Annotated in this window: 22 protein-coding genes; 11 read left to right on the top strand and 11 right to left on the bottom strand. The window is 68.5% G+C overall.

Going from position 1 to position 22,830, the window contains the following annotated elements:
• Positions 1–2: 2 nt before the first annotated feature.
• Together rsgA and bcp are read left to right on the top strand one after the other, a co-directional pair.
• The gene (rsgA, locus tag KY497_RS09665) at positions 3–1,073 is read left to right on the top strand and encodes a ribosome small subunit-dependent GTPase A (RefSeq protein WP_219868941.1); all 1,071 of its coding nucleotides are present in this window, start codon (positions 3–5) and stop codon (positions 1,071–1,073) included.
• A 9-nt stretch (positions 1,074–1,082) separates the two neighbouring features.
• Positions 1,083–1,556: a thioredoxin-dependent thiol peroxidase gene (gene bcp, locus KY497_RS09660; protein ID WP_055869075.1), complete on the top strand. Its 474-nt coding sequence runs from the start codon at positions 1,083–1,085 to the stop codon at positions 1,554–1,556.
• Between the two features lie 55 nt (positions 1,557–1,611).
• On the opposite strand, the gene KY497_RS09655 is transcribed toward bcp, so the two are convergent.
• The gene (locus KY497_RS09655) at positions 1,612–1,998 is read right to left on the bottom strand and encodes a hypothetical protein (protein WP_229778892.1); all 387 of its coding nucleotides are present in this window, start codon (positions 1,996–1,998) and stop codon (positions 1,612–1,614) included.
• A 230-nt stretch (positions 1,999–2,228) separates the two neighbouring features.
• Between KY497_RS09655 and KY497_RS09650 the strand changes: the two genes are divergently transcribed.
• Positions 2,229–2,477 (top strand): WhiB family transcriptional regulator, encoded by a 249-nt coding sequence (locus KY497_RS09650; RefSeq protein ID WP_017203224.1) that lies wholly within the window; start codon positions 2,229–2,231, stop codon positions 2,475–2,477.
• A gap of 63 nt (positions 2,478–2,540) precedes the next feature.
• On the opposite strand, the gene KY497_RS09645 is transcribed toward KY497_RS09650, so the two are convergent.
• Complete coding sequence (locus KY497_RS09645) at positions 2,541–4,025, bottom strand: sensor histidine kinase (protein ID WP_141386463.1); 1,485 nt, start codon at positions 4,023–4,025, stop codon at positions 2,541–2,543.
• A 24-nt stretch (positions 4,026–4,049) separates the two neighbouring features.
• Positions 4,050–4,436: an Rv3235 family protein gene (locus KY497_RS09640; RefSeq protein WP_017831090.1), complete on the bottom strand. Its 387-nt coding sequence runs from the start codon at positions 4,434–4,436 to the stop codon at positions 4,050–4,052.
• 129 nt (positions 4,437–4,565) lie between these two features.
• On the opposite strand from KY497_RS09640, the gene KY497_RS09635 reads away from it, so the two are divergent.
• Entirely contained in the window at positions 4,566–5,177 is a 612-nt protein-coding gene (locus KY497_RS09635; RefSeq protein ID WP_055872962.1) for a hypothetical protein, read from the top strand.
• On the opposite strand, the gene KY497_RS09630 is transcribed toward KY497_RS09635, so the two are convergent.
• On the bottom strand, positions 5,165–5,443 hold the full coding sequence (locus KY497_RS09630) for a helix-turn-helix domain-containing protein (RefSeq protein ID WP_017831092.1): 279 nt from the start codon (positions 5,441–5,443) through the stop codon (positions 5,165–5,167). The two genes, KY497_RS09635 and KY497_RS09630, sit on opposite strands and share 13 nt — an antisense overlap.
• Before the next feature lie 97 nt (positions 5,444–5,540).
• Between KY497_RS09630 and KY497_RS09625 the strand changes: the two genes are divergently transcribed.
• Together KY497_RS09625 and KY497_RS09620 are read left to right on the top strand one after the other, a co-directional pair.
• Positions 5,541–6,161 (top strand): SAF domain-containing protein, encoded by a 621-nt coding sequence (locus KY497_RS09625; RefSeq protein ID WP_219868940.1) that lies wholly within the window; start codon positions 5,541–5,543, stop codon positions 6,159–6,161.
• A complete protein-coding gene (locus tag KY497_RS09620; protein ID WP_219868939.1) occupies positions 6,158–7,399 on the top strand; it encodes a hypothetical protein in 1,242 nt (413 codons plus the stop codon). Before KY497_RS09625 ends, KY497_RS09620 begins: the two co-directional genes overlap by 4 nt.
• Here KY497_RS09620 and KY497_RS09615 read toward each other — a convergent pair.
• Both KY497_RS09615 and secA read right to left on the bottom strand, forming a co-directional pair.
• Positions 7,323–8,549, bottom strand: a complete 1,227-nt coding sequence (locus tag KY497_RS09615; protein WP_017831095.1) for a pyridoxal phosphate-dependent aminotransferase — start codon at positions 8,547–8,549, stop codon at positions 7,323–7,325. The genes KY497_RS09620 and KY497_RS09615 overlap by 77 nt on opposite strands.
• A gap of 67 nt (positions 8,550–8,616) precedes the next feature.
• Positions 8,617–11,418 (bottom strand): preprotein translocase subunit SecA, encoded by a 2,802-nt coding sequence (secA, locus tag KY497_RS09610; RefSeq protein WP_055869191.1) that lies wholly within the window; start codon positions 11,416–11,418, stop codon positions 8,617–8,619.
• 189 nt (positions 11,419–11,607) lie between these two features.
• On the opposite strand from secA, the gene KY497_RS09605 reads away from it, so the two are divergent.
• Entirely contained in the window at positions 11,608–12,228 is a 621-nt protein-coding gene (locus tag KY497_RS09605) for a PadR family transcriptional regulator (protein ID WP_219868938.1), read from the top strand.
• A gap of 105 nt (positions 12,229–12,333) precedes the next feature.
• Positions 12,334–13,662 carry a hypothetical protein gene (locus KY497_RS09600; RefSeq protein WP_055869081.1) on the top strand — a complete coding sequence of 443 codons (1,329 nt, stop codon included), beginning with the start codon at positions 12,334–12,336 and terminating at the stop codon, positions 13,660–13,662.
• Between the two features lie 74 nt (positions 13,663–13,736).
• Here the strand turns inward: KY497_RS09600 and hpf are convergent, their stop codons facing one another.
• The 5 genes from hpf to mtrA form a co-directional block, all read right to left on the bottom strand.
• Positions 13,737–14,393 carry a ribosome hibernation-promoting factor, HPF/YfiA family gene (hpf, locus tag KY497_RS09595; protein WP_218683346.1) on the bottom strand — a complete coding sequence of 219 codons (657 nt, stop codon included), beginning with the start codon at positions 14,391–14,393 and terminating at the stop codon, positions 13,737–13,739.
• A 133-nt stretch (positions 14,394–14,526) separates the two neighbouring features.
• A complete protein-coding gene (locus tag KY497_RS09590; RefSeq protein WP_127482567.1) occupies positions 14,527–15,174 on the bottom strand; it encodes a ComF family protein in 648 nt (215 codons plus the stop codon).
• A gap of 93 nt (positions 15,175–15,267) precedes the next feature.
• Positions 15,268–16,986, bottom strand: coding sequence for an LpqB family beta-propeller domain-containing protein (locus KY497_RS09585; RefSeq protein WP_258185643.1), 1,719 nt, complete (start codon positions 16,984–16,986; stop codon positions 15,268–15,270).
• Complete coding sequence (gene mtrB, locus KY497_RS09580; RefSeq protein WP_055869085.1) at positions 16,983–18,662, bottom strand: MtrAB system histidine kinase MtrB; 1,680 nt, start codon at positions 18,660–18,662, stop codon at positions 16,983–16,985. Before mtrB ends, KY497_RS09585 begins: the two co-directional genes overlap by 4 nt.
• 7 nt (positions 18,663–18,669) lie before the next feature.
• On the bottom strand, positions 18,670–19,350 hold the full coding sequence (gene mtrA, locus KY497_RS09575) for an MtrAB system response regulator MtrA (protein WP_218682648.1): 681 nt from the start codon (positions 19,348–19,350) through the stop codon (positions 18,670–18,672).
• 98 nt (positions 19,351–19,448) lie between these two features.
• Between mtrA and KY497_RS09570 the strand changes: the two genes are divergently transcribed.
• The 3 genes from KY497_RS09570 to KY497_RS09560 are packed head-to-tail and all read left to right on the top strand — an operon-like array spanning position 19,449 to position 22,788.
• Positions 19,449–20,903: a glycerophosphoryl diester phosphodiesterase membrane domain-containing protein gene (locus KY497_RS09570; protein WP_055869086.1), complete on the top strand. Its 1,455-nt coding sequence runs from the start codon at positions 19,449–19,451 to the stop codon at positions 20,901–20,903.
• Positions 20,900–21,541, top strand: a complete 642-nt coding sequence (locus KY497_RS09565) for a DUF4129 domain-containing protein (RefSeq protein ID WP_055869087.1) — start codon at positions 20,900–20,902, stop codon at positions 21,539–21,541. Before KY497_RS09570 ends, KY497_RS09565 begins: the two co-directional genes overlap by 4 nt.
• A complete protein-coding gene (locus KY497_RS09560) occupies positions 21,538–22,788 on the top strand; it encodes a DUF4350 domain-containing protein (RefSeq protein WP_219868937.1) in 1,251 nt (416 codons plus the stop codon). The genes KY497_RS09565 and KY497_RS09560 overlap by 4 nt, the downstream gene beginning before the upstream one ends.
• The last annotated feature ends 42 nt before the right edge of the window (positions 22,789–22,830 follow it).

Here is a 22,830-nt window from a genome sequence, read left to right as displayed (position 1 = left end):
GGGTGAGCTGGCTGGACGACGCCGACGACCTCGAAGACGACTTCGAGGACTTCGACGAGAGCAGCATCCGCACCCGTCCCAACCCGAAGGCGAATCGCCCGCGCACCAAACGGCGACCCGCGCACGAGGACGCGCAGGTGGGACGAGTGCTCGGTGTCGACCGCGGACGATACTCGGTCCTCCTCGGTGAGGGCACCGCCGAGGAGCGCATGATCACTACGACGCGCGCGCGCGAGCTGCGACGCATGCCCATCGTCACGGGCGATCAGGCACGGGTGGTGGGCGACACCTCGGGAGACGAGGGCACGCTCGCGCGCATCATCGGCATCGTCGATCGCACCTCTCTGCTGCGCCGCAGCGCCGACGACACCGATCAGGTCGAGCGGGTGATCGTGGCGAACGCCGATCAGATGCTCGTCGTCGTCGCGGCCGCCGACCCGGAGCCCCGCGCGCGCCTCGTCGACCGTTACCTCGTTGCGGCACTGGATGCCGGCATCCGCCCGCTGCTCGTCGTCACCAAGACCGACATCGCCGATCCGACCGAGTTCCTGACGCACTTCGACGGACTGGACCTGCGTGTGTTCACCAGTGCGCAGGACGAGATGCCCCTCGACGAGATCGGCGACGCGCTGGTCGGACACTCCACGGTCTTCGTCGGACACTCCGGGGTGGGCAAGTCGACGCTCGTCAACGCCCTCGTGCCGTCGGCCTTGCGCGCCACCGGGCACGTGAACCAGGTCACCGGACGCGGTCGGCATACCTCGTCATCGACCGTTTCGCTGCGCTACGAGGGTGCGGACGGCACCGGCTGGGTGATCGACACCCCCGGCGTGCGCTCCTTCGGACTCGGACACGTCGATCCGGCGAACATCCTGGCCGCGTTCACCGAACTCGCCGCGATCGCCCAAGACTGCCCCCGGGGCTGCACCCATCTCGCCGATGCACCCGACTGCGCTCTGATCGAGGCCGCCGAGCGCGGAGAGCTGGGCGAGACCGGGCGTGCCCGACTCGATTCCCTGCAGCGACTGCTGCAGACGTTCGCGGACAAGGCGGATCAGGCCCCCGGCCGTTAGGCTGGAGACGTGACCCAGCGCCTCGAACCAGGAACCGCAGCCCCCGACTTCTCCCTCCTCGACCAGGACGGGAACATCGTCCGTCTCGAGGATCTGCGCGGCCAGAAGACCGTGCTGTACTTCTACCCGGCGGCGATGACTCCCGGCTGCACCACCCAGGCGTGCGACTTCCGCGACAGCATCTCGTCCCTCCAGGGCGCCGGCTACCGCGTCATCGGGGTCTCACGCGACGAGCCCGCCACGCTGGCGAAGTTCCGCGAGCGCGATGGGCTGACCTTCCCGCTCCTCAGCGACCCTGACCACGCCGTCCACTCCGCCTACGGTGCGTGGGGCGAGAAGATGAACTACGGCAAGCTCGTCGAGGGGGTCATCCGCTCGACGTTCGTGCTCGACGAGGACGGCAAGATCGCTCTCGCGCAGTACAACGTGAAGGCCACGGGTCACGTGGCACGGCTGCGCAAGCAGCTCGGCATCGACGCCTGACCCGCAGCTGTCCCCGAGGTCAGCAGACCTCCCCGACGTCCGCAGCTCTCAGAGGTCACTCCGTTGCGCGCTGCGGACCTTCTCGACGTGCGCTCGAGATCAACAGCGCGAACCCGAGCAGTCCGGGAAGCCCGACCCCGAGGGTGAACGGCCAAGAGATCGGCTGCAGCGTGAGAGAGGCGAGCGCGAGGGCTACGGCGAGTACCTGAAAGACCACTCCGCCTGATCGAGCCCACGACTTCCCGACCCGCGTGCCCACCGCGAAAGCCACGAGGGCTGCGGCGCCGATCAGCGTGAGCACGATGAGCGCCAGGGCCGTCGGCAGGGATGCCGCATCGCCCGCCCCGAGACCGGCGAGTTCGACCACGGCGAAGACCAGGAGCGCCACTGCTTCGAGGGCGAGGATCGCCGCTGCCGCCAAGGCGATTCCGGGTGCGCGCACGGTGTCTCCCAAGGATCGAAAGAAGAGAAAACCCTTGATTTCATGGTTTTCATGTAACAGAATAGAGAAAGTCATGTGCTCCCACAGCGGCGTGGGGCGAGCATTCACGCTCGCATCACAATTCGCGGGCATTCCGTCCGCATCTCAACAGGGTAGCGGAACCCGAACTTCTACCCGAATCCGAGAGGTCGCATCGCGACATCTCTTGAAATCCATACCGAGGAGCCCCCATGGACTGGCGCGATAAGGCCGCCTGCCTGACTGTCGACCCCGAGCTTTTCTTCCCCGTGGGGAACACTGGCCCTGCCGTCGATCAGATCGAGAAGGCGAAGACGGTGTGCGCCACCTGCACCGTCACCGAGATCTGCCTGCAGTACGCCCTGGAGACCAGCCAGGACTCGGGCGTCTGGGGCGGGCTCTCCGAAGACGAGCGCCGCGCTCTCAAGCGTCGCGCCGCTCGCGCACGCCGCGCCTCCTGAACGTCCGAAAGCGGCCTGAGATCGACTCTCAGGCCGCTTTCGTCTGTTCGGATGCGGCAGCTCTCACCTCTCGAGCCAGCGCAGGGGGATGTCGATGACCACTTCGGTGCCCTCGCCATCGCTCCCGTGCCACTCGATCGTTCCACCGAGCTCACCCTGGATGAGCGTGCGGATGATCTGAGTGCCGAGGCCCTGGCCGATGCGCCCTTCCGGCAGACCGAGACCGGTGTCCCGCACCGTCACGCGCAGATTGTCCTCGGTGCGCTTGGCGTCGATCGTGACGAAGCCCTCTTGACCTGCGAGACCGTGCTCGACCGCATTCGTCACGACCTCCGTCAGAGCGAGCGCGAGAGGTGTCGCGTACTCGCTCGGAAGAACTCCGAACCGTCCGGTGGACTGTGTCCGCGCGCGCGTGTTCGGAGCCGAGGCGACCTCGGCCACGAGCTTGAGCACGCGGTGGAAGACCTCGTCGAAGTCGACCTTCTGCGTCAGCCCCTGGGCGAGCGTGTCGTGCACCACGGCGATCGCATCCACGCGGCGCATGGCCTGTGTGAGGGCGTCGCGCGCCTCGTCTGAGTGGGTACGTCGCGCCTGGATGCGCAGAAGCGAGGCGACCGTCTGCAGGTTGTTCTTCACCCGGTGGTGGATCTCACGGATCGTCGCGTCCTTGGTGATGAGCTCCTGCTCCTGGTGGCGCAGTTCTGAGACGTCTCGGCACAGCACGATCGCCCCGATGCGGGTGCCGTGGTCCTTCAGCGGGATGGCACGCAAGGACACCGTCACACCGCGGGCTTCGATGTCGGTGCGCCAGGGAGCGCGCCCGGTGACCACCACGGGCAGCGACTCGTCGACCTGCCGGGAGGGCGGGACGAGACGAGTGGTCACCTCGGCGAGAGACTCCCCCTCGAGCTCGTCGTCGAATCCCATCCGGTTGAAGGCCGAGAGCGCGTTCGGGCTGGCGAAGGTGGTGATCCCGTCGACATCGATGCGAATGAGACCATCGGAGGCACGAGGCGCTCCCCGACGCGGTGACGTCGGAGCCGTGAGGTCGGGGAAGCTCCCGTCGGCGATCATGCGGAACAGGTCGTTCGCGCACTCGTCGAAGGTGATCTGCTGGCGAGACGGCGTGCGCACCTCGCCGAGGTTCGTGTGCCGGGTCACCACTCCGATCACGGTCGAGTGGGCGTCGGCACCGCGACCGACGCTCAGGATCGGCACGGCCCGCACGCGCGTCGGCGTCTCCTCGAACCAGTCGGGCGAGGAGGAGTCGACGATCTCGGCCGACTCGAAGGCGCCCTGGACCTGGGTGCGCCACTGGGGCCGCACCCGCTCTCCGACGATGTCGCGATAGAAGAGCGTCGCCGCGCCGCTAGGTCGCGCGTGCGCGACCGCGATGAACGAACCGTCCTCGGTCTGGATCCAGATCACGATGTCGGCGGAGGCGAGGTCCGCGAGGAGCTGTCCGTCCCCGGCGAGACGGTGGAGCCATTCGACATCGCTGTCGTTCAGGCGCCCCTGGGCATGGGCGAGATCACTGAGGGTTGACACCTGACCAGCCTACGGTCAGATGCCTCAGAGAATGGCCAGCGACGTCGCCCGCCAGCGACGATCGATCCCTTCCAGGCGCACGGCGACGGCGCGGGTGCGCCCAGGACCGGCCACCACGACGACGGCTTCGATCACGCCGTCGAGCGGCTCCGTGACCCTCAGCGCCCTGATCTCGAACGTGGGTCGGGCGGGAGCGACCCCGCGCGCGCTGCGTGCCCTCGAGGAGAGGTTCGCGCGCGTGACCAGACTTCGGAATGCGTCCTCGCTGAACCACCTGGCGAGCTGATCGACCTCCCTGACACCGGCCAGCACTTCGAGGACGCCGTGCGTGAGGCTGCGCAGAAGCGGCACGGGGTCGGGAAGCTCGCTGGTCGATGTCGGCTGGGGTGCGAAGTACTCGTGCGGCGTCATGTCGAACTCTCGGTCGGGAAGGTCTGCGAGTGAGCAGTACAGCACCGTGCCGCCAGCGCCGGAGTGGGGTGAGGCGAAGAATGTGGATAACTCGTACGCGCCCGAGCGGGGTCGCCTACGCTCTGTCGGATGCACTGGGACCGACTGTTCGAAGACCTCGAAGGCCAGCTGACCGCGGAGTGGGAGGCGGAACGAGCGGTGCTGGACGCCGAGTCCGAACGGCTGCGCATCGCACGGTTGGACCTGCGCGCGCGGCTGCGTACGCTGTGCAGCGCAGGAGCGGACGTCACGATCGGTCTCGTGAACGGGCGACGGATTCCGGTCTCGTTGCAGACGCTCGGAGCGGACTGGGTCGCCGTCTCCACGCGCGGCACCGGCGAGGAACGCAGCGCACCCGCCGGCTTCTTCCTCCCCCTCGCGGCCGTCACCGGCATCACGACGGATCACGGCATGATCCTGGCGAGCCTCGACGAACCACCCACCGCAGACTCCCCGCTCCGAGAGCGGATGACGCTCGGATTCGTGCTGCGTGACCTCGCACGCCGTCGTGTGCCCGTGCACATCAGCACCCATGTGGGCGACGACGTCCACGGCACGATCGATCGAGCGGCGTCCGATCACCTCGATCTCGCCGTGCATGATCCGGGCGAAGCGCGCCTCGCCCGAGCGGTGCACGGGTTCCGCATCATCCCGTTCACATCACTCGTGGCCGTGCGTACTCCGGTCGATCAGGTGCCGTGAGCCGAAGAGGTGCCCCAGACCTCGGGGAAGCTCGCGGTCTGGGACTGGCGCCACAGCGCCATCCGCCGAGAGTTCTCCGATTCTTCGGCCAGGTACCCGTCGAGGCTGGACTCCTCCACTCGCCAACGAGGCGGTGATCCCAGCTGCGCTCCCCGCAGTCTTCCCTCCTGCACCAGGGCGACGACCTCGTCGACCCCGATGCTCAGCAGCTCCGCCACCTGCGAGGGGGCGAGGTAGCGCGGTGCGCGAACGGGGAATGCAGGCATCCCCTCATTCTCGCCCACAGGTTCGCCGCATTCGGGTCCGCTCGTCCCTTGTGGATAACTCCCGGAGCCCCGACGCCGTTTCTGTGACGATATCGCCATGGCTTCCTTCTCTGTTCCTCGGCGCGCGTTCTGGGGCGACGTCCGCTTCCTCGTGGGCATCGCGCTGGTGGCTCTCTCGATCGCCGGTGTCTGGCTCATCGTGTCGGCGTTCGACGATGCCGTTCCGACGCTCCAGGCCACCCGGACCATCACGCAGGGTGAGGTGCTGACGTCCGACGACTTCCAGGTCGTCGACGTCGGTCTGGGGTCGCTGGCCGACGACTACCTCGGCCCGGACGACGTCCCGACCGGCAGCATCGCGTCCCGCACTCTCGAGAGCGGAGAACTCGTTCCGTCCTCGGCTGTGACCGACGCCGACCTCAGCCGCTCCACCACGATCGTCATCCAGAGCAGCACCGGTATCCCGGAAGGAGTGGAGGCGGGCACGGTCGTGGAGGTCTGGCAGGCGCCGCCCCTCGACGAAGGACGCTCCTACGATGTCCCCCGCATCCTGGTCGCCGACGTGATCGTGCACGACGTGCTCGATGCGGAAGGCGTGCTCGCCGACACCGGAACCCAGCTCGAGGTCGTGATCGATCGGGCCGATGTGGCCGACGTGCTCGCCGCCATCACGGGTGGGGCCGCCCTCTCCGTGGTGCCGGTCGGGGCCGAGTCGTGACCGGCGTCGTGGTGGCGATCCCTCAGCCACGGGCGGGTGAACTGGCGGCGGAGCTGGCGCACGAAGGCATCGACGTCGTCGCGATCCTCTCCCCCACCGCCGTCATCGAGGTGCCTCCGGGCGCGGAGGCGATCATCGTCCCCGCCACCAGAGCGGTGCTGAGCGCCGAGCTGATCTCCGCATGCGACCGTGCCGGGGTGCGCATCCTGGCGCTCGGCGGCGCAGACAGCCGCCTGCTGGGGCGTCTCGGGCTGTCGGAGGCCCTCCGCCCGGAAGCGGCAGGATGGGAGATCGCTGCCGCGCTGGCATCCGAGACAGACACCGTGCCACGCCCGCAGTCCGTCCTTCCGCATCGCGTGATCGCGGTCTGGGGACCGCACGGCGCTCCGGGGCGCTCGACCCTCGCTATCCAACTGGCCGTGGAACTCTCCCGCCGCGAGCGCAGGACCGCGCTGGTCGACACCGACACGGTCGCGCCCGCGCTCGCCCTGCTTCTCGGTCTCAGCGACGACGCGCCCGGTGTCGCCGCAGCGTGCCGGCGGGCGGAACGCGGTGCGCTCGACTCCGCCGAGCTGACCAGACTCGCCACGACGGTGGCCACGGGCGGCGGTGATATCGAGGTGCTGCCCGGTATCAATCGTCCCAGCCGCTGGCCCGAGCTGTCATCGACCCGCCTGCGGGCCACGCTCGGCGCCTGCCGCGAGTGGTCCGAGGAGACGGTCGTCGATGTGGCCGCTGCCTTCGACGCCGACGAGGAGGTCACGTACGACCTTGCCGGGCCCCGGCGCCATGCGGCGACCACGGCCTCGTTGAACGAGGCAGACCTGATCATCGCGGTCGCATCGGCCGACCCGCTCGGCATCAGCAGATTCGTACGTGAGCACGCCGAACTGCGGCGTCTCACCGCCCCCGCGCCCGTCGTCGTCGTGGTCAATCAGGTGCGACCGGGCCCGCTCGGCATCGATGCGCGTGGTCAGGTGCGACGCACGCTCGAGAGGTTCGCGGGCATCACCGATGTCGTCTTCCTGCCGTTCGACCAGCGCGCAGCGGATGCCGCTCTGCTGCACGCCCGGCCCATGACCGATGTCGCGCCCCGTTCGCCGTTCCTCGCAGCCGTGAGACGACTGGCGTCGACGCTCTTCCCGGCGGACGCCGCGTCAGCTACTGCCGATAGCTCGAGAGGAAGTTCCCCAGTCGTTCGACGGCTTCGCTCAGCACTCGGGGCTCGGGGAGTGTGACCAGGCGAAGGTGGTCAGGGGTGGCCCAGTTGAAGCCGGTGCCCTGGACCAGGAGGATGTGCTCCGAGACCAGCAGGTCGTAGACGAGCCGCGCGTCGTCCCTGATCTCATGCACGTTCGGGTCGAGCCGTGGGAATGCGTACAACGCCCCCTGGGGCTTCACGCACGAGACGCCGGGGATCGACTCGAGACCTTCCCAGGCGATGTCCCGCTGCTCGTGCAGGCGCCCGGTCGGAGCGATGAGCGCCTCGATCGACTGCACGCCGGAGAGCGCCGCCTGCAGGGCGTGCTGGGCGGGGACGTTCGGGCAGAGTCGGGTCGACGCGAGCAGCGTGATCCCCTCGATGAACCCCTTGGCGTGGTCCTGCGGCCCTGTGATGACCATCCATCCCGAGCGGAATCCGGCCACGCGATACGTCTTGGACAGGCCGTTGAAGGTCAGGCAGAGCAGATCAGGGGCGAGAGTCGCCGTCGGGATGTGCACGGCGCCGTCGAACAGGATGCGATCGTAGATCTCGTCGGAGAGCAGCAGCAGCTGGTGCTCTCGAGCGATCTGCACCAAGCCCTCGAGGATCTGGCGGGAGTACACCACTCCCGTGGGGTTGTTCGGGTTGATGATAACCAGTGCCTTGGTGCGCGGCGTGATCTTCGATCGGATGTCCTCGAGGTCAGGCTGCCACTGGTCATCCTCATCGCAGAGGTAGTGGACGGGAGTGCCGCCGGCGAGGCTGGTCATCGCCGTCCAGAGCGGATAGTCCGGCGCCGGGATGAGGACCTCGTCGCCCTCGTCGAGCAGCGCCTGCATCGTCATCGTGATGAGCTCGGAGACACCGTTTCCGAGGTACACGTCGTCGGGGTCGAACCGCGGGAAGCCCTCGATCTCCTCGTACCGGCTCACCACGGCACGTCGAGCCGAGACGATGCCCTTGCTGTCGCTGTATCCGTGGGCCGTCGGCAGCGCGGCGAGCATGTCGCGCACGATCTGGTGCGGGGCGTCGAAGCCGAAGATCGCCGGGTTGCCGGTGTTCAGCTTGAGGATCTGATGCCCCTCCGCCTCCAAGCGCGCCGCCTCGACGAGGGCGTTTCCGCGAATCTCGTACAGGACGTTCTTGAGCTTCGACGACTGGTCGAAGTTGCGCGTTGGGGTCATCGACCAAGCCTACAGCGACGAGAGGAGGGCCAATCCACGCGGACTGGCCCTCCTCTGTGCGGAGAGACTACTTCTTCTTCTTGCCCTGGGCGCGCCGCTGCTCGCGGTTGCCGGCGGCGGGAGCCTCGGCCTCGGCGCGCTGCCCGAAGGCGCCACGCGGTGCTTCCTCGGCCTCGGCCTGCGGAGCCTGGGCACGAGCCGCCGCCTGACGGACGCGATCCGTCGCCGCCTGCTGGACCTGACCGCGATCGTTGCGGACCTCGACCTCACCCGCATCATTCGCCGCGGAGTACTCGAGGCGCTGCTCACCGCCGTCGGAGGCGAGCCCCTTGGCCTCGACCTCGGCCGTCTCCGAGTCACCGGCGCGACGCACCTCGACCTCGAGGTTGTAGAGGTAGCCGACCGACTCCTCCTTGATCTGGCCCATCATCGACTGGAACATGGCGTAGCCCTCACGCTGGTACTCGATGAGGGGGTCGCGCTGAGCCATCGCACGAAGGCCGATGCCGTCCTTGAGGTAGTCCATCTCGTAGAGGTGGTCGCGCCAGCGACGATCGAGCACCTGCAGCACGACACGACGCTCGAGCTCGCGCGTGGCGGCCTCGCCGAGAGACTCCTCACGCGTCTGGTACGCGATCTTCGCGTCGGAGAGCAGCTCACGGGTGAGCCCGTCCGCATCGATGCCGCCCTTGCGGTCGGCGGCCTCGGCCACGACCTCGTCGATCGTCACGCCCACCGGGTAGAGCGTCTTGAGCTCGGTCCAGAGGGCATCGAAGTCCCAGCTCTCGTTGTGGCCCTCGCCGGTGTGGTCTCGCACGACGCCGCTGATGGCGTCCTCGATGAAGTGCTGCACACGATCGGCGATGTCATCGCCCTGGAGGATGTGCCGACGATCCGCGTAGATGGCCTCACGCTGGCGGTTCAGGACGTCGTCGTACTTCAGGACGTTCTTGCGCATCTCGGCGTTGCGGGACTCGACCTGCGACTGGGCGCTGCGGATCGCTCGGGAGACGAGCCCCGACTCGATCGGCACATCGTCCGGGAAGTTGGTGCGGGCGAGGATGGCCTCGGCCGCCCCCGACTGGAACAGACGCATCAGATCGTCGGTGAGGCTCAGGTAGAAGCGGCTCTCACCGGGGTCACCCTGACGGCCGGAACGACCGCGAAGCTGGTTGTCGATGCGGCGCGACTCGTGGCGCTCGGTGCCGAGCACGTAGAGACCGCCGGCCGCAATGACCTTCTCGGCCTCCTCCGCGACGACGCTCTTCATCGCCTCGTAGGTCTCGTCCCACGCGATCTCGTACTCCTCGGGCGTCTCCACGGGGTCGAGCCCCTTGCCCTTGAGCTCCTGGACCGCGAGGAACTCGGCATTTCCGCCGAGCATGATGTCGGTTCCTCGTCCGGCCATGTTCGTGGCGACGGTGACTGCGCCCAGGCGACCGGCGCGCGCGACGATCTCGGCCTCGCGCGCGTGGTTCTTCGCGTTGAGGACCTCGTGCTTGATGCCCTTCTTCGCGAGCAGGCGCGAGAGGTACTCGCTCTTCTCGACGCTGACCGTTCCGACCAGAACCGGCTGGCCCTCCGCGTGCCGCTCGGCGATGTCCTCGACGACCTGAGCGAACTTCGCGGTCTCGTTCTTGTAGACGAGGTCGGACTGGTCCTTGCGGATCATCGGCCGGTTGGTCGGGATCGGGATTACGCCGAGCTTGTACGTCGACATGAACTCGGCGGCCTCGGTCTCGGCCGTACCGGTCATGCCGGCGAGCTTGTCGTAGAGACGGAAGTAGTTCTGCAGGGTGACGGTGGCGAGGGTCTGGTTCTCTGCCTTGACCGGCACGCCCTCCTTCGCCTCGATCGCCTGGTGGATGCCCTCGTTGTAGCGGCGACCGACCAGGATGCGACCCGTGTGCTCGTCGACGATCATGACCTCGTCGTTCATCACGACGTAGTCGGTGTCCTTCTTGAACAACGCGAGTGCCTTGATCGAGTTGTTGAGGAACGAGATCAGGGGGGTGTTCGCCGACTCGTAGAGGTTGTCGATGCCGAGGTAGTCCTCGACCTTCTCGATACCGGGCTCGAGCACGCCGACGGTGCGCTTCTTCTCGTCGACCTCGTAGTCCACGCCGACCTCGAGGGTGCGGGCGATCTTGGCGAACTCGGCGAACCAGCGGTTGGCCTCGCCCGACGACGGGCCGGAGATGATGAGCGGGGTGCGGGCCTCGTCGATGAGGATCGAGTCGACCTCGTCGACGATCGCGAAGAAGTGCTCGCGCTGGACGAGGTCCTCCTTGCGCCACGCCATGTTGTCGCGCAGGTAGTCGAAGCCGAACTCGTTGTTCGTGCCGTAGGTGATGTCGGCGGCGTACTGCTCGCGGCGCACCGCAGGCGTCTGACCGGAGACGATGATGCCCGTGGTCATGCCGAGAGCACGGAACACACGCCCCATGAGCTCTGCCTGGTAGCTGGCCAGGAAGTCGTTGACCGTGATGACGTGCACGCCCTTGCCGGCGATCGCGTTCAGATACGCGGGCAGCGTCGCGACGAGTGTCTTTCCCTCACCGGTCTTCATCTCGGCGATGTTGCCGAGGTGAAGGGCGGCACCACCCATGATCTGCACGTCGTAGGCACGCATGCCGAGGGTGCGCTTGGCGGCCTCTCGCACCGCGGCGAATGCCTCCGGCATCAGCTGATCGAGGGTCTCACCCTTCTCGAAGCGGGCGCGCAGCTCGACGGTCTCGTTGCGCAGCTCGTCGTCGGTGAGCTTGGAGATGTCCTCTTCCAGCGCTCCCACTGCCTTGACGACCTGATTCAGGCGGCGGATGACCCGCCCCTCGCCCGCACGCAGCAGCTTCTCAAGAGGATTGGCCACGGATGTCATCTCCCTGTCAGTGGGTAAATCGCCGGCCATCGGTGAACCCGACGCCAGGCATACTTCGCCATGTTACCGGGCCGTGACCTGCACGTCGCCTGCATGGTGGTCCCGCGCGTCGGTCCGGGGGTGCGACCGATAACCATATACTCGGTATCGCATTCCCACGCACGGTAACGGAGATGAACGATGTCAGTACGCCAGAGCCTGCTCGCCATCCTCGCGCAGGGGCCCTGCTACGGCTACCAGCTCCGACACGAGTTCGATCGCCGCACCGGCTCGATCTGGCCGCTGAACGTCGGGCAGATCTACAACACCCTCGAGCGTCTGGAACGCGACGGGCTGGTCTCGCGTGGCGATGCCGACGACCACGGTCACGTGTACTGGCAGGTCACGGATGCGGGGCACACGGACGTCGAGAACTGGCTCTCCTCCCCCGTCGTGCGCTCCCAGGGCACCCGCGACGAACTGACGATCAAACTGGCCGTCGCAGCGACCCTCCCCGGCGTCGACGCCGCAGCCACGATCGACGCGCAGCGATCGGCATCGATGCGACAGCTGGAAGCGCTCCAGCACGAGCGACAGGCGCGAGGAGACGGGGACGACCCCGAAGGACTCGCGTGGTCGCTGGTCGCCGACTCCATGATCTTCGCCGCGGAGGCCGAAGTCCGCTGGCTCGATCACGCGGCGCAGCGCCTCAGCGGGCATCCCCGCCATGCGCTGTCGCTCGAGCTCACCGCCGAACGCCCCAAGCGCGGGAGGCCGGCGAAGGCCGGAGCCCCGATCGCCGCGCCCGTGCCCGCCCTGTGACCGGCGTCGCCGACGTCTTCCGCACGCCGCGACGGGCGTGAGATCCCCGTTCGCCCCGAGCGGATGCTCAGCCACCACAGGCCCCGGGGAAACTAGGATCGGTTCATGGCTGGATTTTGGGGCAAACGCAAACGCGAACAGGAAGAACTCGCCGCACAGGACGCCGATCTGGCTCGCCGTGCCGAACAGGCCCTGGTCAGCGCCGACGAGCGGATCCGCACGACCTCGGACGAGCTCTCCTTCGCCGAGGCGGAACTCGGCGAGTCGCTCACCGGTGACCTGCGCAAGGCTCTCGCTGCGGTGCGCACCCACCTGCGCGAGGCATTCCAGCTCCACCAGTTGAACCACGACGAGATTCCCGACACCGTCGAGGAGCTCCGTACGCGCAACGCCCGCATCCTCCAGCTCTGCGACTGGGCCCAGGACCTGCTCGACGAGAAGACGTCGGTCCTCGCCGAGTCGGTCGCCAAGGTTCGCCGCGCGCCCGAGATCATCGCGCAGGTACGGGCCGAGGCGGCCGCCCTCAGCGCTCGGATCCCACAGACCAACGAGGCCGTCGCTCGGCTCTCGGCCCGATACTCCGATTCCGCCATGCACCAGATCACGGCCAGCGCGGCGGAGGCCGAGCAGCTCATCAGCTTCGCGACGCACAGCGCCGATGTCTCGGAGCGTCGTCGCGCGGCGAAGCAGAACGAGGAGGCGAACGTCGCCCTGGAGACGGCGACCGAAGCCACACGACGCGCGTCCGCGCTGCTCGATGCGGTGGAGGACTTCGAGATCGAGGCGCTGCGCGCCGAGTCCACCCTCGCCGAGGTCGTGGCCGACTCCCGTGGGGATCTCATCGCCGCTCGCACCGCGCCGAACGTACCCGCCGTCGCCCAGGCCGTCGCCGAGCTGCAGAGCGCCCTCGCAGCGCTCACGCCCTCCGGACAGCCGAACGACCCGTTCGCCGAGCTCTCCCAGCTGCGCGACGCCAACTCGGCGCTCGACGAGGCGATCGCCAAGGCACGTCATCGCGCGGACAACCCGCTGCCGAGCATCGCGCAGGTGCAGCACGCGATCGATGACGCCGACCGCCAGCTCGGCGTGGCCCGCGGCCTCATCTCCGGACACCGCGGATGGATCGGCGCAGACGCCCGCACCCGCCTCGCCGAGGCGGAGAGGCTTCGTGTGGATCTGTCGGATCTGCTGCCCGCCGAGGACACCCGCGAGGCGGCACTCGTGCAAGCCCGCCGGGTCGCTCACCTCGCATCCGAGGCACTTCAGCTCGCCCAGCGCGACATCGACTCCTCCCGCCCGCAGGACCAGGGCTGGGGCGGTGGCGGCGGCTGGGGCGGTGGCGGCGGACGGCGCGGCGGCGGTGGCGGAGACCTCGCGTCCGGCATCCTCGGCGGTCTCGTGATCGGCAGTCTGCTCGACGGCATCTTCGACTGATTCCGACGCGTCTCGGCATCCGGACGTCACGACGGCCCGATCCCTTCCGGGATCGGGCCGTCGTGCACTGCGGATCAGGAGGCGAGAGCCTCGGAGGGCGGAGCCTGAGTGCTCAACGCGATCACACCGTAATCCCAGCCCTTGCGGCGGTAGACGACGCTCGGGTGGTCGGTGCGCACATCCACGAAGAGGAAGAAGTCGTGTCCGACCAGTTCCATCCTGTCGACGGCTTCCTCAACGGTCATCCACACCGCATCGAAGCTCTTCGTGCGGATGACGACGGGCGAGTATTCTTCCTCTTCGCTCTGCTGCACCGGCATGCTGCCGGTCGCCACCGCGTGGAGGATGTCGGCCGACGCCGGCTGGACGTCGATGCCCTCGAGCGATCCGCTTCCCTTCTCGAAGTGCGCGCCGCGAGGGTGCTGTCGTCCGTCGACTCGCTTCTCCTTGGCGCGACGCAGTTGCTCGGACATCTTGTCGACAGCGAGATCGAGGGCGACGAACTTGTCTCCGTCCGTCGCCTCTGCGCGAACGACCGGTCCCTTCCCGATCAGTGTCAGCTCGACGGTCTCGTCGGGGACACGACCGTTGCGATACACGCGATGGGTGACTTTCACATCCAGTCTCTGCGCGCGGGACGCGAGCATCTGGATCTTGGCGATCTTCTCTTCGACAACGGTTCGGAAGCGATCGGTGATACCCACTCCGACGCCAACGATGCTTGTTTCCATTGCTGCCTCCTTGTCCCGGTCCTCCCGGCCAAGGGCGGACCGTGGTCGCCTTGTGTCCCCCCCACCGTAGTCCGCTGATCGGCGGATGTCACGGTCTGGTTCCCCTGTATCGCCGGTGCATCCCCGATGAGGTTCATCCGAATCCGCTGCGACGCGGCGTGGCGGCGAGCGCGACCGCCGCCACCACACGGAATCCGGCTGATCTCAGGGCTCGCGACGCTTCATCCAGCGTCGCCCCGGTGGTGACGACGTCGTCGACGATCACCGCTTCGGCGCCCTCCCCCCTCCGACGCGCACGCAAGGCTCCGCGTACGTTCGCCTCTCGTGCCCGCACACCGAGATCACGTTGGTCGACCGTGCGGCTCGCGAGGGAGAGCAGCCGCTGCGGCTCGGACTGCGCTCGACGGATCAGGAGGTCGGGGACGCGATAGCCGCGCCGACGGAACGCGCTCCTGGTCGTCGGCACCGGCACGACCCACGTCGCCGCGCCCACCGAAGGCGCGAGCACCGTCGCCAGGGCCGCGCCGAGCGGACGGGCGAGGAGCGTCTCGCCCTCACCCTTGAGGCGACGGATGCACCGGGCCGCGACACCCTCGAACCGAAGGGCGGCCGTGACCTGCATCCCTCGAGGCGTCACCGCGATCTGCGGGGTCGGTGCGAGCGCCTCTCGGCATCGCGGGCACAGGAGTGTTCCCGGCTCATCACAGCCGGCACACGACGCTGCGAGGAGGAACGCGGCGATCTCCGCGCCGACGCCGAGCAGCTGGGGCTTCGTCCACATGCGAGGAGTATGCGGCCGTGGATCCGTCCGGTTCCGCCACCGCGCTCCGTTCTGCGCACGATCGTGTGACGACCGCCGTCGGTGCAGGGAATGTCACTCGCCGACGCGAGTGGCGAGCACGGAGACGCCGGACGCGACCTCGCGCCATGCCGACCCCGCGTGGGCGAACAGCTCGCCGTTCGCTCCGAGGATCCGCACGCCGGAAGCGGTGCGAGCGCCGGCGATCGAGATCGCATTGCTCGGGGCGGCCTCTGCCGAACCGGGCCCTCCCACCATCTGAGTGAGAAGACGCGGGCTGTTCGGATCGACGAGGACTCCCACACGGTCTGCACCCAGCCAGGACAGCCCCGTCGCCAGCTCGAACAACTGGGTCAACTGCTTGACCTCGCCGAGCTCGATCGGGATGCCCGCCGAGTCGCGAACCACGGCTGCGACCACGACCCACATCTGCTTGCCGACGGTCACCACGGCAGCCACCCTGGCGCCGTCCGGTGCGACCCTCAGATGAGAGATCGCCGAGGCGCTCGGCCACGCCGTCGCGACTTGATGCGCCACGGCGTCGCTCCCCGACGCCTGCAAGGCCGTGGGCGCTCCCGCGGGGACGGACCAGGTGTACCCGTAGGAGTCGAGCGAGGGTCTGATGAGCCCTGGACGGGAATCGAGCTCGTCGAGGCTTCCCTCGCCGATCAGATAGACGTGCTGGTCACCGAGCTGCGTGGCGGCGCGGGAGTCATCCGCAGCCACATCGATCGAGACGATGGGTTGCGTGATGGCGGTGATCTCCGAGCTGATACCGGTGAGGGGCGAGATCTCATCGCCGACGATCCGCCCGAAGGCGCCGTTCTGCAGCACAAGCGTGCCGACCTCGGCCGACGGCTCCACCACGTCCGCCACGCCGGCACCGAGGTCGCGCCCGTCGACGGTGAACCGTACCTGGGTGACCGCGACGCCGGCGCCGCGGAGGGTCGCCTGCAGCTGGGTGCGCATGCGGGCGAGAGTGGCCGCATCGAGGCCCGAAGCGGGGCGCGTGAGCGCGACATCGGCCACCTGTCCGACGATGGGCACCGCGTCCTGTGCCAGCTGCACGTCGGCGGGGAAGGCGTTCTGCACCGCCGGGTCCAGCCATCCGCTGGGCTCGCCGCCGATGAGGGCCCGCGTGACGGTCGTCGCGGGACTCTGCCGCCGCGGGAACCAGCGCATGTCAGGCACCAGTCTCGACCAGCCGAGGTCGAAGTACTGCAGCGGATACCCTTCGAAGACCTTGGTGAAGCGCGTCTCGTCGATCACGACACCGTCCGGCGCCTGCGTGATGCGCCATTCGCCGCTCTCCATCCGCTGCAGCGTGAACGCCACGTTGGATGACCCGAGGGCCTCGGAGTAGCCGCCGGAGTCGTCGACGCTCGCGACCAGGTCGAGCGTGACCTGGACCTCAGCGGTGTCCGCACCCTCCACCTCGTCGTCGGGGACCGAGGATGTGATGGTCCTGGTATCCGTGCCGACGTCGATCGACACCCCTGCCGAGGGACTCCAGCTCCGCTGCAGCGAGGGCGAGAGGAAGTCGCGTGCGGTGTCCCAGTTCTCGGTCGTCGTGATGCCGGCCTCGAGGAAGCCCTCGACGATCTCCTCGGGCCCGGCACCCGTGATGGGGCCGGAGGCGACCGGCAGGATGTCGACGTCCTGCGGGGACTCCCCGAGCTTCAGGCCGACGGCGACATCACCGCTGGTGGGCAGTCCCGCGCACGCAGGAAGCACAAGCGCGGTGAGTGCCAGCGCGATGGCCAGCATCCTCCGTGTCCCTCGTCGCCGGGTCATGACCGGTCCTCCTCGTCGAACAGACCGGCGGGCGCGTCCGTCAACGAGATCGGCTGCGTCGCGTCGCCGATCTCCGCGAACGGCTCCTGCGGCTCGATGGAGATCGGGCTCGGACCGTCCAGGATCCCGTCGTGCCGGGGGATCGTGAGCACGAAGTTCGTTCCCACACCGAGCTCCGACCAGACCTCGAGCGTGCCGCCGTGCAGACTCGCATCCCCCAGGGCGATGGAGAGCCCGAGTCCCGTGCCGCCGATCGTGCGCTGACGAGAGGGGTCGGCGCGCCAGAAGCGGTCGAAGACCCGCTCCGCGTCGGCGGGCTGCATCCCGAGGCCGAAATCTCGCACCCCTGCCGCCACGGCGTGCTGGTTGCTGTCGACCGTGACGACGACGGGACGCCCCTCGCCGTGCTCGATCGCGTTGCCGATCAGATTGCGCAGCACCCGGCGCACGCGCCGCGGATCCATGTCGACGGGTGAGTAGCCGCCAGGCGCCACGAGCCGCAGCTCAGTGCCATGACCCTCCGCGAGCGGGCGCATCTGCTCGATGATGTCCTCGGCCAGGTGGGTGAGGCTCGTCGCCTCGAGTTCGAGCTGCACCGATCCCGCGTCGTAGCGGCTGATCTCCAGCAGATCCGACAGCAGCGTCTCGAACCGCTGCACCTGGGCGTGCAGCAGCTCCGCCGTCCGCGCGGTGGTGGGGTCGAACTCCTCGCGCTGGTCGTTGAGCATGTCCGCAGCGAGGCGGATCGTGGTCAGCGGTGTCCGCAACTCGTGCGAGACATCCGACACGAAGCGCTGCTGCACCATCGACAGCTCGCCGAGTTCCTTGATCTGCGACTCGATGCTGTCCGCCATCGCGTTGAACGAGCGTCCGAGCGTGGCCAACTCGTCCTCTCCGTGCACCTCGAGGCGCACCCCGAGGTCGCCCGCCGCGAGCCGTGCGCTGGTCTCTGCGGCCTGCACGATCGGGGTGGAGACCGCGCGAAGGACGATCCACGAGATCGCGGCGACGATCGCGACCAGACCGATCCCGGCGATCCAGAGCGTGCGCTGCACGAAGACGAGGGTCTGATCGGCATCGCCCAGGTCGTAGGCGAAGTAGATCGCGAACGCTCCCGCCTCGGGCACCTGGAGCTGCTGGCCCACGATGATGCCGGGGACCTCTCCCCCGTCCGCGACGGGCAGCGCCACGGACTGCCAGGCCTGGCGATCGTCGAACTCCACGACGCGGGCCTGGAGCTCGGGGCTCAGCAGGCTCCGACTCAACCCCGCCTCGAAGCCGTTCAGGCGGACGCCCTTCGCGTTGTCGATCTTGAACCCGGCGAGCTGATCCGTGCTCGATGTGCGCGTGAGATTCGACTGGACGCTGTTCCACAGTTCCGTGAGTGCAGCAGAGTCGTCTCCCACCTCGGCCACATCCAGGATCCCCTGCGCCTGATCGACCGCTCGGCGGGAGTCTTCGAGAGCGACGTCCTTGCGCGAGATGAACAGATCGTTCTGGATGACCAGGGCCATCGTCACGCACGTGATGAAGATCGCCAGGGAGGTGGCGAGCAGGGTTATCGAGAGCGTGCGGAAGCGGAGCGAGCGTCGCCAGAGGATGGCGAGCATCGTCGGCCAGCCTCGCCAGTCGCGCAGGACAGCGACCGTCGTGGTGGTCGCTGTCGTCGCGGCCATCGTGCTCCTAGCCGATGCTCCCGGCGCGGTAGCCCACGCCGCGCACCGTCATGACGATCTTCGGGTTGTCGGGGTCGAGCTCGACCTTCGCGCGCAGACGCTGCACGTGCACGTTCACCAGCCGGGTGTCTGCCTTGTAGTGATAGCCCCAGACCTGCTCGAGCAGCATCTCCCGGGAGAACACCTGCTGAGGCTTCGAGGCGAGCGCGACGAGAAGCTGGAACTCCAGCGGTGTGAGAGCGATCGGGGCGGTGCCGCGACGGACCTCGTGCGCGTCGACGTCGACGGTGAGATCCCCGACCCGGAGCTGCTCGCTCGTGGCCTGCGGCGTGGGCCGGAGCCGCGTGCGGATGCGCGCCACCAGTTCCTTCGGGTTGAAGGGCTTGACCATGTAGTCGTCTGCGCCGACCTCGAGTCCGCGGACCACATCGGCGGTGTCGCTGCGTGCGGTGAGCATGATGATCGGCACGCCGGACTCGGCACGGATGCGAGTGCAGATCTCGATTCCGTCCATACCGGGGAGCATGAGATCGAGCAGCACCAGGTCGGGCCGCTGCGTGCGCCACTCGTCGACGGCGCGCGCACCGTCCGCGCAGAACACCGGCTCGAAGCCTTCGGTGCGGAGCACGATCCCGATCATCTCGGCGAGCGCGGTGTCGTCGTCGACCACGAGAATACGTGAGGTCATAAGAGTTACCTTATGGCACCGAGTCCCGCCGACCCCAGGTCTGCGCGCCACGCATCGGATATGACACGATGGGAGCGCGCGATGGAGAGGGAGTGCCTGTGACCGGCCAGACGTGGACGCCTGCCCCGAAGAAGGGCATCATTCCCCTTCATCCACTGTCGTTCGGGATGCTGCTGGGCAAGGCCTTCGCGGCGCTGCGCCACAACCCCAAGGTGCTCTTCGGCTTCGCCGTCGTGATCCAGCTCGTCGTGGTCGTCGTCACCGCCGTGGTCATGGGCGTCGTCCTCTTCACGACCTTCAGCCGCCTGGAGACGGTCTCGCCTTCCTCTCCGGATTTCGAAGCGGTGATGGCCGGCACCATCGCGGTGAACCTGATCGCCGGACTCGCCGTCGGACTGGCCTCGATCGCCTTCACGGCGATGATGCAGGGCGTCGTCGCCGCGGAGATCGGGTACGCCGCGATCGGGGTGAAGGCGACGCTGCGCATGCTCTGGCGCCGGATGGCCCCCGCGTTCTGGCGACTCGCCGGGTTCGCCTCCCTCTCGGTGGCTGCCGTGTTCGGCATCTTCATCATCGCCGCGGTGATCATCGCCGCCTTCATCGCCGGGGGTCTCGGCGGCAGCGTCGAGATGGTCGGCGTCGTCGTCCTCGTGGTGATCGTCATCGTCCTCGCCTGCATCCCGCTCGCGGTGTGGCTCACCACGAAGCTGCTGCTGGTGCCCTCGATCCTGGTCCTCGAGCGTGCGCGTTTCCGTGACGCCTTCGTGCGATCCTGGCGACTCACCCGCGGGCGCTTCTGGGTCGCGTTCGGGGTGACCTTCCTCATCAGCGCGATCATGGGCATCGCGGCGCAGGTCGTCAGCGTGCCCGTCACACTGCTCGGTTCCCTTCTCGGTTCCGTGGTCGCACCCACGGGCGCCGAGGACCCCAGCGCTGTCATCGCCTTCATCGTGACGCTCATCGCCCCGCAGATCCTGCTCCTGGTCATCCAGGCGATCACGCTCGTGGTGCAGAGCACCGGTTCCGCACTCGTCTACCTCGACTGCCGGATGCGCTACGAAGGGCTGGATCAGACCCTGATCGCGTATGTCGAGCGCCGCGACCTCGGCTGGACCGATGAGCAGCAGGACGATCCCTTCCGCGTCGACCCGACGCGCGCTGTCACCTCGGCACCGCCGCCCCGCCAGGTGCCGGAGCACGTCATGATGTCGCAGGGGTATGCGTACGCGCAGTACGGCGCACAGCAACCGGTCACGCAACCGGGGGCTGCGCCGTCGTTCGCTCCGCAGTATTCTCCCGCCCAGCCGTACGCGGGGACGCCGTACCCGTACGCACCGGGCTCGCCTGCACAGCCTCCTGTGCCACCTCCTGCGCAGACGCAGAACGGAGCAGCGGCCTCGGCGCCCTCCGTCGCCTTCCCCGCACCGCCGCCTCCTGCGCCTCCCGTGCCTCCCGTCCGGACCAGCGCGTCCCCGACGCCCAGCAGCCCTGCCGCCGGAGACGCTCCCACTGACGGCGGTTGGACAGCGCCAGGGGCCGACGGCGCCGCATGATCCGACGGTTCGACGACCTCTTCGTCCCCGATGGGGACGACGCACGACGCTGGGCGGAGGAAGAGCTCTCGAATCCCCGCTACGCCGACGCGAAACCCACGTGGTTCGATCTCCTCGCCCGTGACATCGGCCGCTTCCTGGCTGACCTCTTCAGCTCGGGCAACGGCGCGAACGTGGGGCCGTCCGCGCTCATCATCGTCACCGTCATCATCGCGGCCGCACTGATCGCCGCTCTCATCATCTGGGGAAGACCGCGCAGCTCCCGCGCGGTCAGGCGCCCGACCGGCGACCTCCTCGGAGCAGCCGACGATCGCAGCGCCGCACAGTTGAGGTCGGACGCCGACCGGGCCGCGCGCGAGCGCGACTGGGATGCAGCGACCATCCTCCGCTACCGGGCCATCGCGCGCAGCCTGCGCGAGCGCGACCTGATCGATCCGGCCCCCGGCGCGACGGCCCAGTCGATCGCCCGCGAGGCGAGCACGGTGTTCGCCGACGAGGCCGGCGCGATGCGTCGAGCGGCCGTCTCGTTCGACGACGTCCGCTACCTCGGGCACTCCGCGACGCCGGAGACGTATCGCGACCTCGTCGACACCGATGACCGGATCCGCGCGCGCCGCCCCGAAGGAGTGCCGGCATGAGTGTGATCGATCACGAGCCCACCGTCTCCCCCACTGCCGCATCGTCCCCGGGTGATCCCTCCACCGCGGAGCACCGCCCGAGTCGGGCGAAGACGATCATCGGGTGGACGATCGTCGCCGCCCTCGTGCTGATCGTCGCGCTGGTCGGTCTTCGTGTCGCCGCGACCGCACCTGGAGCACGAGGAGCGCTCGATCCGGAGGCACGCGATGACGCCGGCGCGCTCGCGCTCGCCGAGATCCTGCGCGACCAGGGGGTCGACATCGAGGTGCACCGCTCTCGATCCCAGGCGCGCGCGGCGATCGACGAGAGCACGACGCTCGTGATGTCCAACCCGTACACGCTCACCGACGAGGCCCTGCAGACGCTCACCGAGCCCGCGGAGCGCGTCGTTTTCCTCTCCACCAGCACACACCTGCTGAACGAGCTCGGCATCGGCGACAACGCCACGGGAACACTGTCGGCAGCGACGGCGGACTGCGACGTCGCCGAGTTCGCCGAGGTGGGGACGATCCGCGCCGACCGCCTGTTCACTCCCGCGGACGGCGTGCAGGCCTGCTTCGGAGACGCCGACGGTGCGGCCGTGCTCGTGGACCGCCGCGCCCGTCCGCAACGCGTCATCGTGGAGGGCACGAGGCTCTTCAGCAACGCGACTCTCGCCGAGAACGGCAACGCCGCCCTCGGCCTCGCCCTGCTGGGCCAGACCGACCGCATCGTCTGGTACGTCCCGAGCTTCGCGGACTCCGATATCGAAGCCGAGCCGATCGACACGCTCGGAAGCCTCACACCGACCTGGGTCACTCCTGCGATCCTGCTGCTGATCGCCGCAGGGATAGCCGCTGCCCTCTGGCGCGGCCAGCGGTTCGGCCCCCTCGTCGCCGAGACGCTTCCGGTCACCGTGCGCGCATCCGAGACCATGCACGGACGTGCACGTCTCACGGCGAGAGCTGCGGATGCGGCGCACGCCGCGCAGGCTCTCCGCGAGGGGACGCAGCGCCGGCTCGCCCGACGACTAGGACTCGCCGTCCACGCCGGCGCCGACGAGGTCGCTGATGCGGCCTCTGACCGACTGCGCATCCCGCGCGGCACACTGCAGACCCTGCTGGCCGGGTCGCTCCCCGACGACGACGCCGGCCTGGTCGACCTCGCCAGACGCCTCGACCAGCTCGAGACCGCCGTGGACGACAGCACCCACGCCGACCGATCAGATCCGACCACCCATCCCCGAGAATCAGAGGGAAACACGTGACCGTTGAGAACCATCCCATCGACGACGCCGCGCTGCGTCAGG

Origin of the sequence: Microbacterium sp. PAMC22086 (assembly GCF_019443525.1) — a bacterium.
In the GTDB taxonomy this organism is placed as follows: domain Bacteria; phylum Actinomycetota; class Actinomycetes; order Actinomycetales; family Microbacteriaceae; genus Microbacterium; species Microbacterium maritypicum.
Note: the sequence above shows the minus strand (reverse complement) of the source record. Positions and strands in the feature narration are given on the sequence as shown.